Origin of the sequence: Nocardia bovistercoris (assembly GCF_015674855.1) — a bacterium.
Taxonomy (GTDB): domain Bacteria; phylum Actinomycetota; class Actinomycetes; order Mycobacteriales; family Mycobacteriaceae; genus Nocardia; species Nocardia bovistercoris.
Genome location: NZ_JADMLG010000002.1, coordinates 330949 through 347391 on the forward strand (window position 1 = coordinate 330949; position 16443 = coordinate 347391).

Below are 16443 nucleotides of genomic sequence, written 5' to 3' on the forward strand. Positions count from 1 at the left end.
AACCGTCAGGCGCGGCGGCGGCTCTTGGGCGGACGCTTCGACTTCGCCTGCGCCCGAGCCGCTTCGCGGCGTTCCCTACGCGTGGTGCCGGTGCCCTCGTCGCCGTATTCCTGGGCGTCGTTGTGCACGGCAGCGCGACCGCCCTCGTCGGGACCGGCGGGACCCGAATAGCTGTAGCCGCGCGGACTCGACTCCTCGATGCCCTTGGCGCGCAGCGCGGCGGGCGCGGCGCCGTTGGTGGCGGGCGGCTCCTCGGTGGGCAGCGGACGCGGCGCGCTCGCCCCGACCGGCGACCGCAGGCCGGGATCGACCGAAACACCCTGCGGCTGCGGATGCTGCACCTCGACCTGCAAGTTGAACAGGAAGCCGACCGACTCCTCCTTCAACCCGTCAAGCATCGCGGCGAACATGTCGAAACCCTCGCGCTGGTATTCGACCAGCGGATCGCGCTGGGCCATGGCGCGCAGGCCGATGCCCTCCTTGAGATAGTCCATCTCGTAGAGGTGTTCACGCCATTTGCGGTCGAGCACCGACAGCAGTACCTGGCGTTCCAGGTTGCGCATCGACCCGTCGCCCGCGAGCCCGTCGATCTCCTGTTCGCGCTTGTCGTAGGCGGAGTGCGCGTCGTCGAGCAGCGCGTCGGCGAGTTCCTCTTTGGTGAGATCGCCCGCCTCGCCGACCTCGGTCTCGCCGGAGAGTTCCTTGGCGTCCAGGCTCACCGGGTACAGGGTCTTGAGCGCCGTCCACAGCTTGTCCAGATCCCAGTCCTCGACGTAGCCCTCGGCGGTTGCCCCGTCCACGTAGGCGGTGATCACGTCGGTGATCATCTCCTGGACCTGGCCCTCCATGTCCTCGCCGCGCAGGATGCGGTTGCGCTCGCCGTAGATGACGGTGCGCTGCTGGTTCATGACCTCGTCGTATTTGAGGACGTTCTTGCGGATCTCGAAGTTCTGCTGCTCGACCTGGGTCTGCGCGCTCTTGATGGCCTTGGAGACCATCTTGGCCTCGATCGGCACGTCGTCGGGCAGGTTCAGCCTGGTCATGATCGCCTCGAGCGCGGCGCCGTTGAACCGCCGCATCAACTCGTCGCCCAGCGACAGGTAGAACCGCGACTCACCGGGATCGCCCTGGCGGCCGGAGCGACCGCGCAGCTGGTTGTCGATGCGCCGCGACTCGTGCCGCTCTGTGCCGAGCACGTAGAGACCGCCCGCGTCGCGCACCGCGTCGGCGTCCTCCTCGGTCTGCGCCTTGACCTGTTCGAGGGTCGAATGCCAGGCCGACTCGTATTGATCCGGGGTCTCGACGGGGTCGAGGCCCTGTTTGCGCAGCAGGAGGTCGGCGATGATGTCGGGGTTGCCGCCGAGCACGATGTCGGTGCCGCGACCGGCCATATTGGTGGCGACGGTGACCGCGCCGGGCCGACCGGCCTCGGCGATGATCTCGGCTTCCTTCTCGTGGAACTTCGCGTTCAGCACGTTGTGCGGGATGCCGCGCTTGGTGAACTGCTTGGACAGGTATTCCGAACGCTCGACGCTGGTGGTGCCGATCAGGACCGGCTGCCCCTTCTCGTGCCGCTCGGTGACGTCGTCGACGACGGCGGAGAACTTGGCTTCCTCGGTCTTGTAGATCAGGTCGGACTGGTCGGCGCGGACCATCGGCCGGTTGGTCGGGATCGGGACAACGCCGAGGTTGTAGATCGAGTGCAGCTCGGCGGCCTCGGTCTCGGCGGTACCGGTCATACCGGACAGCTTGTCGTAGAGGCGGAAGTAGTTCTGCAGCGTGATCGTGGCCAGGGTCTGGTTCTCCGGCTGGATCTCGACGCCTTCCTTGGCCTCGATCGCCTGGTGCATACCCTCGTTGTAGCGGCGGCCGACCAGGATGCGGCCGGTGAACTCGTCGACGATGATGACCTCGCCGTCGCGGACGATGTAATCCTTGTCGCGGTTGTAGAGTTCCTTGGCCTTGATGGCGTTGTTCAGGTAGCTGACCAGCGGCGAGTTCGCGGCCTCGTACAGATTGTCGATGCCGAGTTGGTCCTCGACGAATTCCACGCCCGCCTCGTGCACGCCGATGGTGCGCTTCTTGATGTCGACCTCGTAGTGCAGGTCCTTCTTCAACAGCGGTGCGATGCGCGCGAATTCGGCGTACCACTTGGAAGAGGCGTCGGCCGGGCCCGAGATGATCAGCGGGGTGCGCGCCTCGTCGATGAGGATGGAGTCGACCTCGTCGACCACCGCGAAGTTGTGCCCGCGCTGCACCAGATCGTCCAGCGAGTGGGTCATGTTGTCGCGCAGGTAGTCGAAGCCGAACTCGTTGTTGGTGCCGTAGGTGATGTCGGCGGCGTAGGACTGGCGGCGCTGGGCCGGGTTCATGCCGCCGAGGATCACGCCGACCTCGAGCCCGAGGAAGCGGTGCACGCGGCCCATCCACTCCGCGTCGCGCTTGGCCAGGTAGTCGTTGACCGTGACCACGTGCACGCCGTCGCCGGACAGCGCGTTGAGGTAGGCGGGCAGCACGCAGGTGAGGGTCTTGCCCTCACCGGTCTTCATCTCGGAGATGTTGCCGAGGTGCAGCGCCGCGCCGCCCATGATCTGCACCTTGTAGTGCTTCTGGTTCAGCACCCGCCAGGACGCCTCGCGGGCCACCGCGAACGCCTCGAGCAGCAGATCGTCGAGCGTCTCGCCCTCGGCGTAGCGCTCCTTGAACTCGTCGGTCTTGGCCCGAAGTTCGGCATCGGTCAGCAGTTCGATCTCGGACCCGAGTGCGAGAACCTCGTCCGCGAGATGGGCCAGCCGCTTGACGATGCGGCCTTCACCAATCCGTAGCAACCTCGTCAGTGTCAGCGCAGGCACGGGTCTCGTCAGTCCTCTGGTCGGTGTGTCATCTGGTTCGGCCCACCCCGGTGGGGGCGGTGCGCGCGTTCGGGTGCGCGGATTCCTCCGGGCCGGCGGAATCTGCGGCACGCTCCATGTTAATGGCGCACCCCTGCACCGCCCGGGCCACCGTACCAACGCAGGCCGTTCCACCTCACCGTACTCGTCGCCCGCGCCGACGAGTACGGATGCGAAACCCTTACCGTGCGTGCGGCGGTGTCCTGTGGTCGAATCGGAGTACCCACCCACCCGGCGGGTTACGCCCGAGATGCCGACAACAGCGCCTACGGTGCGTGGTAACGCAGCACAATGAAGCGTGACGGCGGGGCAGGCGGAAGGGAGCATCGGGCAGCGTGATCACGAGACTGACGCCGCAGGACGCGGCGTTCTATCGACTCGAGTCGAGCAGCAATCCGATCCACATCGGCTCCCTCGCCATCGTCGGCGGCGCCGACTCCCCGGACATCGTCGGCGGCGCCGATATCGTCGGCGGCGCCGAGGATGAACCGCCGCTGGACTACGACCGCCTCGTCGACCTCGTCGAATCCAGGCTCTCGCTGGTCCCCCGCTACCGCCGCAAGGTGCGCGAGATCCCGCTGGCGCTGGGCAGACCGGTGTGGGTCGAGGACAGTCGTTTCGACATCACGTACCACATCCGCCGCTCCGCGCTGCCCAGTCCGGGCGCCGACAGCCAACTGCACGAACTCGTCGCCCGGCTCGCCTCGCGCCCGCTCGACCAGGGTCGCCCGCTGTGGGAGATGTACCTGATCGAAGGACTCTCCGGCGGCCGCAGCGCGATCTTCACCAAATCCCATTCCGCGCTGGTCGACGAGGAGGGCGCGCTCGAGATCGGCCACGTGATCCTCGATACGAGCCCCTCGCCGCGCAACCTCGCCGACGACTCGTGGGTCGCACCCCGCGAACCCAACGAGATGGAACTGCTGGTCGGCGCGCTCGGCCACCTGGCCGCCCAGCCCCGCGAAGCGCTCGACGTGGCGCGCGGGGCGAGCGCCGACGCCTTCGCCATGGTCGCCGCGGCGGGCAAGGCGGTGGATTCGGTGATCTCCGCGGTGCGCGCGGCCACCGCGGGCGCACCCGATAGCCCCCTGAACGCGAAGACCTCGCGCAGCCGCCGTTTCGACGTGGTCCGCACCGACCTCGAGAACTACCGAACCATCCGCAAACGCTTCGACTGCTCGATCAACGACGCCATCCTCGCGGTGATCACCGGCGCGCTGCGCAACTGGCTGCTCTCGCGCGACGAGGCGCTCACCGAACAGGCCACGCTACGCGCTGTGCTGCCCATGTCGGTCTCCACCGAGGATCCGGACCAGCTCAAACCGGCGGGCGAGGTGACCTCGTACCTCATCGATCTGCCGGTGGGCGAACCGAATCCGGTGATCCGGCTGTCCCACATCAAGCACGCCACCGAGGCCAACAACAAACAGCGCAAGGGCGTGCGGGCGAGGACGCTGGTGCATCTGGCAGGCTTCGCTCCCGCCAGCCTGCACGCGATGAGCGTGCGCGCGGCGAGTACGTTCGCAGAACACACGTTCAATCTGGTGATCACCAACGCGCCGGGTCCGCAGACGCCGATGTACATCGGCGGCGCGCGGATGCTGGAGATGTATCCGGTGTCGCCGCTGCTGCGCAATCAGGCGTCGAGTATCGGGGTCACGTCCTACGACGGACATGTCTTCTACGGACTCAACGCCGATCGTGACGCGATGGCCGATATCGACGTACTCGCCGCGTCGGTGCACGAGTCGATGGAGGAGATGCTCGGTGCCTGCGCCTGATCCCGGCACGTCCGGTCGCGAGACCACGCGGGTCTACATCCCGGCGACGGTGCCGATGCTGCGCCGCCTGGTCGCCGAACAGGAGATGTTCCCGCTCGGCGGCACCGCCTTCGCCGTCACGCCCGCGCTGCGCGAGGCGTACGCCTCCGGTGACGACGACGAATTGGCCGAGGTCGCGATGGCGGAGGCGGCGCGAGCGTCGCTGCGTCTGTTGGCCGCCGATCGCGAGGAGTACGCCAACGCGCCCGCCGACCCGGCCGATGGCGAACCGTCCGATGACGACGCGCCCGCGGCGACGAGTCCGGTGTATCGGCGCGCGGTGATCGCCGCCGACGTGACCGGGGTGAAGCCGAGGCCCGATCTGGACGACGCGGTGGTCAAGCTCGCGGGTCCGATCGCCTACCGCAGGATCGCCTCGGTGCACGTCGACCTCGCCGAGGCCGAACCCGAGGTCGCCAAGGCCGTCGACGTGGTCGACGCGGCCGATCTCGGTGACACCGACGCCGAATTCGTGCTCGGCGACGCCGAGGACCACCAGCTGGCCTGGTACGCCGCCCAGGAACTGCCGTTCCTGCTCGACCTGCTCTGACCTCGCTACGCCCGCACAACCTACGATGCCGTAACCTTGCTCGGGACGGCCGTCGACCGCGGCCGCACGACACGAGAGACGAAACGGCGCCGAATGGTCTTCAAGAATGTCCGCGAGTGGCTGGAAGCTCCGGCCGCGAGCGTCGCCGAGCGCGGCGGCCGGTTGAACGTACTGCGCGGCGCCGTCGCGCGGGTCACCACGCCGCTGCTGCCCGACGACTACCTGCACCTCGCCAACCCGCTGTGGTCGGCGCGGGAGCTGCGCGGACGCATCGTCGACGTGCGCGCGGAGACCACCGATTCGGCCACCCTGGTCATCAAACCGGGCTGGGGTTTCGACTTCACCTATCAACCGGGTCAGTACATCGGCATCGGCATCCTGGTCGACGGGCGCTGGCACTGGCGTTCCTATTCGCTGACCAGCCCGCCGAACTGGTCCGAGCCGGGCCACGGGGGCAAGCGCGTCATCTCGATCGCGGTGAAGGCGATGCCGGAGGGTTTCCTGTCCAGCCACCTGGTCGGCGGTGTGCAGCCGGGCACCATCGTCCGGCTCCAGACGCCGCGCGGCGGTTTCGTGCTGCCCGATCCGCCGCCCGCCAAGGTGTTGTTCCTCACCGCGGGCAGCGGTATCACCCCGGTCATGGCGATGCTGCGCACGATGGACCGGCGACAGAACGTCACCGATGTGGTGCACCTGCATTCGGCGCGCACTCCCGAGGATGTGATGTTCGGCCGGGAGTTGCGCGATCTACACGACCGGCACCCGAGTTTCACCTCGCACCTGCATCTCACGGCCGAGCGGGGCAAGTTCGCGCTGTCGGAACTCGACGCGCGGATTCCGGATTGGCGCGAGCGCGAGACCTGGGCCTGCGGTCCGGCCGGACTGCTCGACGACATCGAAACCCATTGGCGCGCGGCGGGACTGTCGGATCGGCTGCACGTGGAACGGTTCGAGATCGAGCGGTCGGCGGTGGGCGAGGGCGGCACGGTGAGCTTCGCGCGCTCCGACAGGTCCGTCGCGGTGGACGGCGCGACGAGCCTGCTCGAGGCGGGTGAGTCGGCCGGGGTGGTGATGCCGTTCGGCTGCCGCATGGGCATCTGCCAAACCTGTGTCGTCACCATCACTTCCGGGCACACGCGCGATCTGCGCAACGGCGACGAACGCCGCGAGGGCGACAAGGTGCAGACCTGCATCTCGGCCGCGGCGGGCGACTGCGCCCTCGATATCTGAGACCCGACCGAGCCGGACACGGTGTCCGCTCCCCTACGGTGCACGACCGCTATCGCGGGTACCCTCGTGGGTATCCAGCCAGAGAAGGGACCCCGGTGGCCATCACCGACATCAAGGCGTTCGCCCACCTCACGGCCGCCGATATCGAGACCCTCGGGCACGAACTCGACTCCATCAAGCGGTCCGTCGAGCTGTCGCGAGGCGAGCGGGACGCGAAGTACATCCGCCGCACCATCGCCGCGCAGCGCGGCCTGGAAGTCGCCGCGCGCGCGATCCTGTTCGGCAGCCGCAACCGGTGGGCCTGGCTGGCGGGCACCGCGATGCTCTCGGTGGCCAAGATCATCGAGAACATGGAACTCGGGCACAACATCAGCCACGGTCAATGGGATTGGATGAACGATCCCGAAATCCATTCCGGCACTTGGGAATGGGATCAGACCGGGCCGTCCTCGCAGTGGCGGCGCGCGCACAACTACTCGCACCACACCTACACCAACGTGCTCGGCAAGGACGAGGATCTCGGCTTCGGCATCCTGCGGATGACCCGCGACGAGCCGTGGCGTCCGCTGCACCTGGTGCAGCCGGTGGCGAATCTGGTGCTCGCCGCCAGTTTCGAGTGGGGTATCGCCCTGCACGACTGGAGTATCGAGAAGGAGTTGTCCGATACGCCGCGCTGGGAGCTGATGTCGACGCCCAACCGCGAATTCGGCCGCAAGATCGCGCGCCAGGTCGCCAAGGATTTCCTGCTGTATCCGGCGCTCACCGGTCCGGCGTGGAAATCGACGCTGAAAGCGAACGCCACCGCGAATCTGGTTCGCAATCTGTGGGCCTACGCGGTCATCTTCTGCGGCCACTTCCCCGACGGCGCGGAGAAGTTCACCGTCGAACAACTCGAGGACGAGACCACCGGCGAGTGGTACCTGCGCCAGATGCTCGGCAGCGCCAATTTCGAGGCGGGGCCCGCGATGGCATTCATGAGCGGCAATCTCTGCTATCAGATCGAGCACCATCTCTTCCCCGACCTGCCGAGCAATCGCTACGCCGAGATCGCGGTGCGAGTCCGCGAGTTGTGCGACAAATACGACCTGCCCTACACCACCGGTTCGCTGGGCAAACAGTATCTACTGGCCTTCCGCACCATCCACAAGCTCGCACTGCCGGACCGCTTCCTCAAGCGCACCGCCGACGACGCCCCCGAGACCTCCTCCGAGCGCAAGTTCGCGGGCATCACACTGCCCTCGTTGCCCACCGAGCGTTGGGCCGAAACCCATTGGCGCCCCGAGAATCACCGCGTGATCCTGGACCCGGCCACCGGTCGGCGGCGCGGTCTGCGCTCGGCGCTGGCCGAGGCGAAGGTGGTGTTGCGGGAGAAGGCCGAGCGCGAGAAGCAGGTGCTGCGCGAAGCCAAGGCGGCGCTGAAGGAGAAGGCGCAGCAGGAGAAGGAGTTGCTGCGCGAGGCGGGCGCCGCCCTCCAGGAACGCGCGCGCAGCGAGCAGGCGACCCGTCGGCACAAGAGGTCACTTCGCCGCATCCGGCGAATCCGCTGATCCGTCGGGTGGACGGCGTCCGCCGGGTCGCTTAGCATTCTTCGAGCGACCGCACAATGCGGTGATCGCCACATCTCCGTCCGCACCCACGCAACCTACGGTTCCGTAACTTACGGTAGTGTAACCACCATGGCTATTTCGGACGTCAAGGAGTACGCGCACCTCACCGAGGTCGATGTGGAGGCGCTCGGTGCGGAGTTCGACGCGATAAGGCGGGAGATCGAATCCTCCCGCGGCGCGAAGGACGCACGCTACATCCGCAATGTCGTCCGACTGCAGCGCACCCTCGAAATCAGCGGGCGCGCGGTACTTTTCGCCAGTTTCCTGCCGCCAGCGTGGCTGGCGGGGGTGGCCATGCTCGGCACCGCCAAGATCATCGAGAACATGGAGATCGGGCACAATGTCATGCACGGCCAATGGGATTGGATGAACGATCCCGAAATCCACTCCAGCACCTGGGAATGGGACAACACCGGCCCCGCCAAGCACTGGAAGCAGACCCACAACTACCTGCACCACAAGTACACCAATGTGCTCGGCATGGACGACGACATCGGCTACGGCCTGCTGCGGGTGACCCGCGACCAGCGCTGGAAGCCGTTCAACCTCGGCAATCCCGCCTACAACCTGCTGCTGCAGATGTTCTTCGAATACGGCGTCGCCATCCAGCACATGGAACTGGGCAAACTCGCCGCGGGCCGGTATCCGAAAGGCTCGCCCGCCCGCGCCGAATTCGACCGCAAGCGCGGTGAGGTGCTCGCCAAGATCGGCAAACAGGTCGGCAAGGACTACCTGCTCTTCCCGCTGCTGACCGGCCCCGCGTTCCTGTCCACGCTCACCGCCAACCTGGCCGCGAACATCGTGCGCAACGTGTGGACCAACGCGGTCATCTTCTGCGGCCACTTCCCCGACGGCGCCGAGAAATTCACCAAGGCCGACATCGACGGCGAAACCAAGGCCGAATGGTATCTGCGCCAGATGCTCGGCAGCGCCAACATCTCCGGCGGCCCGGTGATGCACTTCATGACCGGCAACCTCAGCCACCAGATCGAACACCACCTGTTCCCCGACCTGCCGAGCAACCGGTACGCCGACATCGCGGTGCGGGTGCGCGAACTTGCCGAGAAATACGACCTGCCCTACACCACCGGTTCGCTGCCGGTGCAGTACTTCAAGGCGTGGCGCACCATCATGAAACTGGCGCTGCCCAACAAGTACCTGCGCCACACCGCCGACGACGCCCCCGAGACCGCCTCGGAGCGCAAATTCGGCGGAGCCACCGCCCCCAGCTTCGACCCGGTGACCGGCAAACGCCGCGGCCTGCGCACCGCACTGGCCGAAGGCCGCCGCCGCATCGCCCGCGCGGTACCCATCGGCTGAAGTCCCGCGCACCCGAGGTGATTGACTCGGGACCCATGTGTGCCGATCAGATGAGCGTCTACGAGGCGATCCGCATCCGCCGCGACGTGCGCGCGGAATTCACCGGAGACCTCGTGGACGAGGCGACCCTGTGGCGAATCCTCGACGCCGCGCACCGCGCCCCCAGCGTCGGAAATTCCCAACCGTGGGATTTCGTGGTCGTGCGCGACCGATCGCGGCTCGACCGCTTCGCCGCCCACGTCGCCGAACAGCGCGTCGCCTTCCGCGACGCCCTGCCGCCCGACCGCGCCGAGATCTTCGATCCGATCAAGATCGAAGGCATCACCGAGAGCGGCACCGGCGTCGTCGTCACCTACGACGACACCCGGGGCGGACCCCAGATCCTCGGCCGAGCGACAGTAGCCGAAACCGGCGTCTACTCTGCCGTACTCGCCATCCAGAACCTGTGGCTCGCGGCCACCGCCGAAGGAATCGGCGTCGGCTGGGTCTCCTTCTACGACCCGCCCTTCCTCTCCACCCTGATCGACCTCCCCGACGGCATCCGCCCGGTCGCCTGGCTATGCGTAGGCCCGGTCCGAAACCTCCAACCCGTCCCCGACCTGGAACGCTTCGGCTGGCGCACCGGCCGCCCCCTCACCGAGGCCATCCACCACGAAACCTTCCGGGCGGCGCCCGTGATGGATGGTCCGTCGGCGTAGCGGTCCCTGGAGTTGTGTACCCGGCTTACTCGACAGCGGCCTGGGACCACCTCCGGCTGACCCCTGAAGGTTTCGGCAAGCACCGATTTCGACTTGCCCGAGGGACCAGAACCCCGATTTACGAACCGCTTCCAGGCCGCGAGCGCGTCGCATCGCCATCTTGTGGTGGGGTGGTTGGTGCACGCTGCGCTTACCTGCCCCTCCCGCGATGGCTTCGGGGACCATGATGTCCACTGGGATCCCGTCCGGACTGATCCACGCGCCGGGCTGGCGTGTCGTCGGATTGAGGACGAAGTTGGCCTTTTCCATGGCTTCGTTGATCGTCGGCTCGCCCCCGAGGTCGCGAGTATCCACGGCGACGTCGCTGTCCTTGGTGGCCTCGGCGATGGCGACATCGACTCCGCCGGTGTGTAGATAGACGGCTTGGGCACCGACCACGATCACCACATCCCGGTGGTCGACCAAGGCTTCGAGCGCATCGAGTAGCACCGTACGTGTACGGGTGAGCAGATCGAACGGGTTGTCAATCGCGGCGCCAGGATTGTTCATTCGTCCCCATCCAGTTGAGCAGTTCTTGTGCTTCCGAAGGTCCTCGCCCCGGTCCGGTCATCAGGTCGGCGGCCACCTGGGTCGGTGCCGCGATTCTGATGTCCTGGAACCCTTTTCCGCTTCGGGCGAAGAGAACAGGATAAGCGGGCACGGCGAGCAACACATTGGCCCCGGTATCGGTAGCGCGCAATCTCCAAGCGTCGGAGGCTGTTTCGGGGTCGGTGACGAACACCATCGCTGATCGAGGCGGTGCGTAGGACTGCCACGTCGCAGCGGCGACCGAACCTGTAACCGCGTAGTCGGTGACGCCGGCGAGACGGATGTCGTCCAAGAACGCGGGCAGGCCACGCGGCGCTATCCATCGCGTGATGGTGTTCGTGTGCAGGAACTGGTAGTCCTCGCTCCAACGACGTAGCAGCGCTACCCAATCCGGGACGACCACACCGTTCGACCGACGGATGATCAGGGCTTCCTGTTCGAGAAACTTCAGCACTCGATAGGCCGAACCGGTCGAGACTTCCGCAGCCTCGACGAGATGGCGGATCTTCCACGGTCCGCGGAAATCGAGCAGCGCACGGACGACTTTCGCGGCCGGTTCTCCATTGAGGGTGTCGCGCGGACGTCCAGGGCCGCGCCACGGGTCGGTTTCAGCGCCGACCGCCGAAAGGAACAGGGCCGCCTCGTCAGCGCGCACCATCAGGTTGCCGGTCGCATCCACGTAGGAGAGGCCCGTTTTTCGAAGGAGTTGCTGCGTCGAAACGGACAGATGCCGCGCGACCAAGAGGCCGATGCTCCCAGGATGCCGCGAAGTGGCGGTGGTGAGTTGTTCGCTCAACCGGTGGACGTCCTGCGGACGCACGATGTTCTTGGCTTCGACGAACATGACCAGGACGAGCCCATTCGGCGCGGTCAGCCTGATTTCCGCGTCGTAGAGGCGGGCGCCGGGGCGGGCAGGCGGTTCGCCGATCGACAGATCCCAGGTCCGTGGCAACCGTTCCCGGATGGCGTTCGCGGCAGCGGTGATCGCCTCGCGTTCGTTTCTGGGCGACTCGAGCTCCTTACCAGGCATGTTCGGATAATACCCCTATTCCGCACCACACGGAGAACCTAGATTGTTGATACAAAGTTATACTTTGCACATACTTCGTGGATAGTTGCTATTATAGTTTTATGAGCGATGCCGAGAACGCTGTCGTAGTCTTCACCGGGAAGAGCTTCGAGAAGATCTTGCGCGAAGGGGGCTCCCAGGCATGGAAGCTCGACCCCTCGCGCGCCAAGAAGTGCGAATGGCTCGTCTGCACCCAGAACGCCCACAACTACGAGGATTACGCCGACGGCGTCGCCCCGCACCGCAGCGCGTTCCTCATCGGACGGATCTCTCGCGTCAGCCCCGCCACCGACCCCGGAGTCGAAGACCGCTGGCTGGTCGAGATCGGCGAGTACGCTCCACTCGCCCAGCCCGAAGTGTGGGGCGGCGACCGCAACCCAGTTCGCTATACCACTCTCGATGCCTTGGGTATCGACCTGGAAGGGGTGAAGTTTCAAAAATTGGAACGCGAGACCACCTCCGCGGCGGCCGGACTCACGATCGCGCAGGCGAAGGCCGGGCTCGCGGCGACCTACGGCGTCTCCGTCGACTCCATCGAGATCGTGATCCGCGGATGAACGAGGAATCCTGATCTCGCCGGACGAGCGCGCAGGCGGACTCCCAGCTGATCCTGAAAGAATTGGTGAGCAACGAGATTCGGGGAGCTCAGCGATCCCCTCCGAATCCGCTGAGCTCCCCTGCCCGCCACGCGCCGTTGCGTGGCGGGTCGGCGCCGTCCCGGTGAATGCCCCTGCTCACCCCCGGAAACCCGCTTGGGCACTTGCTTGGGCACCGCCGAAACAGTAGCAATATTTCTACGAACTTTTCAAACTGTTTCTATCAACTTGTCATTGATCTGGCTGCGCTCTACGATGAGGCCCACTATGCAGAGCACTTCGGAGCTGTCGCGGCAGAAGCGCTTCGGCCGGATCATCAAGGAACGCCGGGACGAACTCGGCCTCACTCAGATGCAGATCGGCGACCTCGGGGGACCGTCGGCTCCGACGATCAGGAAGATCGAAGACGGGGAAGCCGCGATCAGTGTCCATACGCTGAACAAACTCGACGCGCCGCTGCGGTGGCGGCCGGGCAGTGCGGCGCGCACCTATGCCGGTGGCAGCCCCACCGAGGAGCGGGTGGAACCCGTCGTCGAGGACGCGTCGGTGGTCTCGGGACCGGATTCGATACGCTTCGAACTCTCCGACCTGACCGCGCTGCTCGCCGCCTCGGGGCGGCTCAACGACGCCGTGGAACGCGGGCACACCGCCGAACCGCACGTGGTCGCGGCCGTCGCCGACCTCAACGGCGTGGTGTCACGGCTGTCCGCCAGATATGCCACCGCGATGCTGGAACGCAACGGCGGCCCTGGGCGGGATCTGCATCCGCTGGTCGAGATGGCCTTCGCGCACCTACTCGAGGTGCCCGCCGAGGTGAGTGATTCCGCCGAGATCGAAGAGCGTCGCTATCGGCGCTGGTTGGCAAGTCGCGTCACCGATATCGACGCGAGTACGGAGGCCCGATTCCGGAGCCGATGGCTGGCCGCCAACGGTTCGCCACGCAACGGGAGACAGTGAGATGGTGGTGGAGATGTCCGACGATCCGATCGCGCGCGACCGGCTGAAACTCAGTCGCAAGATCAACCGGTTGTTCGAGACCATGCATCCGCGCTCGGCGCCGGAACGCAGCACCGCCTCGGTGGCCGAACAGGTCAGCGCGGCCATGCGGCGCACGGTGCCCGCCCAGCACATCGACCGGATGCGGGCGGGCGGATACGACGAGCACGGCGCCGACACCGAACTGCTCGCCGCCATCGCGGGATGCTTCGGCGTCAAACCCGACTACCTCACCACCACCGGCGCCGCCGCCGTCGCCATCGACCGCGAACTCGAACTGCTCGCCACCATGCGCGACGCGAATGTCGCGAGTATCGCTCTGCGCGGCTCCGACGTCGACCCGGCGCGGCTCGCGGATCTCATCGAGAGCACCGAGCGACTCGGACCTCCGAGTCGGTAACATCGCTACCTACACGGGAGGGATCCCAGAGCTGCTGTAGGAGATCGCGTCGCATGGCCGGACTGGACACCCGATTCCGGGAGCTGTCCCGAGACCTCCCCGTTCCGCACCCGTGGAATCTGCGCGCCTATCTGGATGCCGTGGCCGAATTCCGCGGCCGCGCAATCACTTTGCAGCCGGTGGACACCTCGGCGCTGGCGGGCGCGGGCTGCGGCACCGGCAGCGGACTGTGGATCGCCAAACAGGACAGCGATGTCATCGTCTACGGCGCCGACGCCACCGAATGGCATGCCGAGCACATCGTCGCCCACGAACTCGGCCACATGCTGCTCGGCCACGGACCCGACCCGACCGCCGATGACGCGCCGACCAGGGCCGCGAGCGCACTCGACGTGGTCAGTGAACTACTGCCATCGATCAGTCCGGAATCCATTCGCCACGTCCTCGGCCGCACCGACTACGGCAGCGCGCGCGAACGCGACGCCGAAACCTTCGCCGATCTGGTGATGTTGCAGGCGGTGCGCCCGCAGCGCCGAGAGTCCTTGCTGCACAGGACATTGTTCCGCGACCGCAGGCGCTGACCGGATCGGCGCGAACCCGGCCGGATCGGCGTCCGGCCGGGCCGCTCAGCCGATCACGCGAGCCGGATCAGGCCGTAATCGAATGCGTGCCTGCGGTATACGACCGACGCGCGGTCGGTCTCGCGATCATGGAACAGGAAGAAATCGTGCCCGACGAGCTCCATCTGGTACAGGGCGTCGTCGACCGACATCGGTATCGCGGAGTGCACTTTGGTGCGCACGATATGGCCGGGTCCGGCCGCGTAATCCAGCGACTCCGAGGATTCGTCGGCGCGCTCGCCCGGATGTTCGTGAGCGGCGCCGTTGAGGTGGGCGAAAAGCTGATCGTCGACCAGGTCGGCGGTCGCCTCCGCGACCGAGAGCGGGGTCTTCTCGCCGTAGTGCACACGCCGCCGGTCCTTGGTGCGGCGCAACCGGCTCTCCAGTTTCGCCGTCACCGACTCGAAAGCGGCATAGAAACTGTCGGCGCAGGCTTCGGCCCTGACGATGGGACCCTTTCCGCGCGCGGTGATTTCGACGCGCTGGCAACTCTTGCGTTGACGACGGTTGCGTTCGTGGAACAGTTCGACGTCGAACAAGAAGATCGACGGATCGAACCGCTCCAGGCGGGAGAGTTTCTCCGCGACATAGACGCGGAAGTGATCGGGCACCTCGACATTGCGGCCCTTGACCACGATGTCGGCACGTGGGGCCCGTTCCTGGTCCGGCGCGGGTTTTTCCTTGACATCGACGGCACCGGAATCCGATACCGATGGTTCTGCGTCTTTCACTGAAGGACGTGAAGAAGTCGTCACGCGTACCTCCCGGATCTGGCCGCACGGACCGAATACCCGTGCGGCGGGGTTGAGCCGTGCCGAGGCATGTATCACTGTCCGCCGCGCGGCGGTGCCCGGCACGATGTTGTCCGAGGCGCCACCTCCCAACTCCAGGTTCGGGTGTGTGAACGCGACGCTAGTACGCGGATGGACAGTCCGCCACTGTTCACGCAAATTTCTCGGATTCAAGCGGCACACGTCACCAGGACGCCACGCGGCGGTCCGACTGTCCGGGTCAGTGCGCGCACCGATTCGCGCGCGGTCGCGCCGGTGGTCAGCACGTCGTCGACGAGCACTACCTCGATGTTTCCGCCGTGTATCGCGGCATGTCCCGCTGTCGCGAGCACCGCGATCCGCCCCTGGAGGTTGCGTTGTCGCTGCCCGGAGGTGAGCCCGACCGAATCGCGCACGCCGGGGTGCATCCGCAGGATCGATAGGACCTGGCTATCGGGCAGCCACCGTTGCGCGACAAGTGCGGCGCGCAACACCGGATCGCCCCCGCGCCGCCGCGCCGAACGGGCCCGGCTCGGTGCGGGCACCAGAATGAGCGTGCGCCCCGGCGTCCGCAGGCGGGTCAGCGCGGCGGCCGCGGCCCGCCCGAGTGGCTCAGCCAGATCCCGACGGCCTCGTTCCTTGGCCGCGACCACCGCGCGCCGCGCCGGACCCGCGTACGGCGCCAGCGCCCAGCACGGCACCCCCGGATCCAGCCGCGGCCGCACCCGCACCGGCGGACCCGCCAACGCCGCCGCGCACCCGGCGCACCACCGGAAGCCCGCACCGCCACAACCGCCGCATTCGACCGGCAGGATCAGATCCAGCAAGGTTCGCATCGCCCGAGTCTGCCCCCGAGCACCGACAAACCCGGGTCATGCCGTCCCTCGGGGCAGTCGCTCGGCGCGACAAGATCTCCCCGTGCGACGCATACACGCCCGACAGCACCGGCACCCCGTCAGTCCCGGCCTCGGCACGTCGCGTCAGCTGGGGCTGCATCGCCCGAGTCCACATCCGAGCACCGGCCCAAAGTAAGCCCGGTAGTTGCCGCTTGCTAGCCCGGCCACCGGCACCGCGTTCGCCTCCCGGCCCCGGCACCTCGCGCCGGCAGGGCTCGCATCACCGAGTCCGCCCCGAGCACCGACAAACGCGGGTCGCGCCGCTCCTCGGGTGCGGCATGGCTCGGCACGGCGGGATCTCCCCGTGCGACGCACACAGGCCCGACAGCACCGCACCGCGTCGCCCCCGGCCCCGGCACCTCGGTCAGCTGGGCTCGCATCGCCCGAGTCCA

The 16443-nt window shown here is 66.9% G+C and carries 14 protein-coding genes; 10 read left to right on the forward strand and 4 right to left on the reverse strand.

The features are described from left to right. Positions 1-5: 5 nt before the first annotated feature. Positions 6-2852 carry a preprotein translocase subunit SecA gene (gene secA / locus IT779_RS05540; RefSeq protein ID WP_196148080.1) on the reverse strand — a complete coding sequence of 949 codons (2847 nt, stop codon included), beginning with the start codon at positions 2850-2852 and terminating at the stop codon, positions 6-8. A gap of 374 nt (positions 2853-3226) precedes the next feature. Between secA and IT779_RS05545 the strand changes: the two genes are divergently transcribed. The 6 genes from IT779_RS05545 (at position 3227) to bluB (ending at position 10116) form a co-directional block, all read left to right on the forward strand. Then, positions 3227-4672: a WS/DGAT/MGAT family O-acyltransferase gene (locus tag IT779_RS05545; protein ID WP_196148081.1), complete on the forward strand. Its 1446-nt coding sequence runs from the start codon at positions 3227-3229 to the stop codon at positions 4670-4672. Positions 4673-4727: 55 nt separating this feature from the next. Beyond that, positions 4728-5261, forward strand: a complete 534-nt coding sequence (locus IT779_RS05550; protein ID WP_196148523.1) for a DUF6912 family protein — start codon at positions 4728-4730, stop codon at positions 5259-5261. Positions 5262-5354: 93 nt separating this feature from the next. Then, complete coding sequence (locus IT779_RS05555; protein WP_196148082.1) at positions 5355-6491, forward strand: ferredoxin reductase; 1137 nt, start codon at positions 5355-5357, stop codon at positions 6489-6491. A 95-nt stretch (positions 6492-6586) separates the two neighbouring features. Then, on the forward strand, positions 6587-8038 hold the full coding sequence (locus tag IT779_RS05560; RefSeq protein ID WP_196148083.1) for a fatty acid desaturase family protein: 1452 nt from the start codon (positions 6587-6589) through the stop codon (positions 8036-8038). Positions 8039-8167: 129 nt separating this feature from the next. Beyond that, the gene (locus tag IT779_RS05565; RefSeq protein WP_196148084.1) at positions 8168-9418 is read left to right on the forward strand and encodes a fatty acid desaturase family protein; all 1251 of its coding nucleotides are present in this window, start codon (positions 8168-8170) and stop codon (positions 9416-9418) included. Positions 9419-9468: 50 nt separating this feature from the next. After that, positions 9469-10116 carry a 5,6-dimethylbenzimidazole synthase gene (gene bluB, locus IT779_RS05570; protein ID WP_196148085.1) on the forward strand — a complete coding sequence of 216 codons (648 nt, stop codon included), beginning with the start codon at positions 9469-9471 and terminating at the stop codon, positions 10114-10116. A 523-nt stretch (positions 10117-10639) separates the two neighbouring features. Here bluB and IT779_RS05575 read toward each other — a convergent pair. Continuing rightward, on the reverse strand, positions 10640-11548 hold the full coding sequence (locus IT779_RS05575) for a type IV toxin-antitoxin system AbiEi family antitoxin (RefSeq protein ID WP_232541464.1): 909 nt from the start codon (positions 11546-11548) through the stop codon (positions 10640-10642). Positions 11549-11835: 287 nt separating this feature from the next. On the opposite strand from IT779_RS05575, the gene IT779_RS05580 reads away from it, so the two are divergent. From IT779_RS05580 to IT779_RS05595, 4 genes are all read left to right on the forward strand, one after another. Then, positions 11836-12330, forward strand: coding sequence for a hypothetical protein (locus IT779_RS05580; protein ID WP_196148086.1), 495 nt, complete (start codon positions 11836-11838; stop codon positions 12328-12330). 306 nt (positions 12331-12636) lie between these two features. Then, complete coding sequence (locus IT779_RS05585; protein WP_196148087.1) at positions 12637-13326, forward strand: helix-turn-helix domain-containing protein; 690 nt, start codon at positions 12637-12639, stop codon at positions 13324-13326. 13 nt (positions 13327-13339) lie between these two features. Beyond that, on the forward strand, positions 13340-13765 hold the full coding sequence (locus tag IT779_RS05590) for a hypothetical protein (RefSeq protein WP_196148088.1): 426 nt from the start codon (positions 13340-13342) through the stop codon (positions 13763-13765). Positions 13766-13818: 53 nt separating this feature from the next. Then, a complete protein-coding gene (locus IT779_RS05595) occupies positions 13819-14346 on the forward strand; it encodes a zinc metalloprotease (RefSeq protein WP_196148089.1) in 528 nt (175 codons plus the stop codon). 53 nt (positions 14347-14399) lie between these two features. Here the strand turns inward: IT779_RS05595 and hpf are convergent, their stop codons facing one another. Continuing rightward, entirely contained in the window at positions 14400-15023 is a 624-nt protein-coding gene (gene hpf / locus IT779_RS05600) for a ribosome hibernation-promoting factor, HPF/YfiA family (RefSeq protein ID WP_408637734.1), read from the reverse strand. A gap of 323 nt (positions 15024-15346) precedes the next feature. Continuing rightward, a complete protein-coding gene (locus tag IT779_RS05605; RefSeq protein ID WP_196148090.1) occupies positions 15347-15991 on the reverse strand; it encodes a ComF family protein in 645 nt (214 codons plus the stop codon). Between the last annotated feature and the right edge of the window lie 452 nt (positions 15992-16443).

Excerpts from the sequence above, each read along its gene's own strand:
- IT779_RS05550 (WP_196148523.1), top strand. The coding sequence starts at position 4,728 with ATGCTGCGCCGCCTGGTCGCCGAACAGGAGATGTTCCCGCTCGGCGGC.
- IT779_RS05555 (WP_196148082.1), top strand. The coding sequence starts at position 5,355 with ATGGTCTTCAAGAATGTCCGCGAGTGGCTGGAAGCTCCGGCCGCGAGC.
- IT779_RS05565 (WP_196148084.1), top strand. The coding sequence starts at position 8,168 with ATGGCTATTTCGGACGTCAAGGAGTACGCGCACCTCACCGAGGTCGAT.
- bluB (WP_196148085.1), top strand. The coding sequence starts at position 9,469 with ATGAGCGTCTACGAGGCGATCCGCATCCGCCGCGACGTGCGCGCGGAA.
- IT779_RS05575 (WP_232541464.1), bottom strand. The coding sequence starts at position 11,548 with ATGTTCGTCGAAGCCAAGAACATCGTGCGTCCGCAGGACGTCCACCGG.
- IT779_RS05580 (WP_196148086.1), top strand. The coding sequence starts at position 11,836 with ATGAGCGATGCCGAGAACGCTGTCGTAGTCTTCACCGGGAAGAGCTTC.
- IT779_RS05585 (WP_196148087.1), top strand. The coding sequence starts at position 12,637 with ATGCAGAGCACTTCGGAGCTGTCGCGGCAGAAGCGCTTCGGCCGGATC.
- IT779_RS05590 (WP_196148088.1), top strand. The coding sequence starts at position 13,340 with ATGTCCGACGATCCGATCGCGCGCGACCGGCTGAAACTCAGTCGCAAG.
- IT779_RS05595 (WP_196148089.1), top strand. The coding sequence starts at position 13,819 with ATGGCCGGACTGGACACCCGATTCCGGGAGCTGTCCCGAGACCTCCCC.
- IT779_RS05605 (WP_196148090.1), bottom strand. The coding sequence starts at position 15,991 with ATGCGAACCTTGCTGGATCTGATCCTGCCGGTCGAATGCGGCGGTTGT.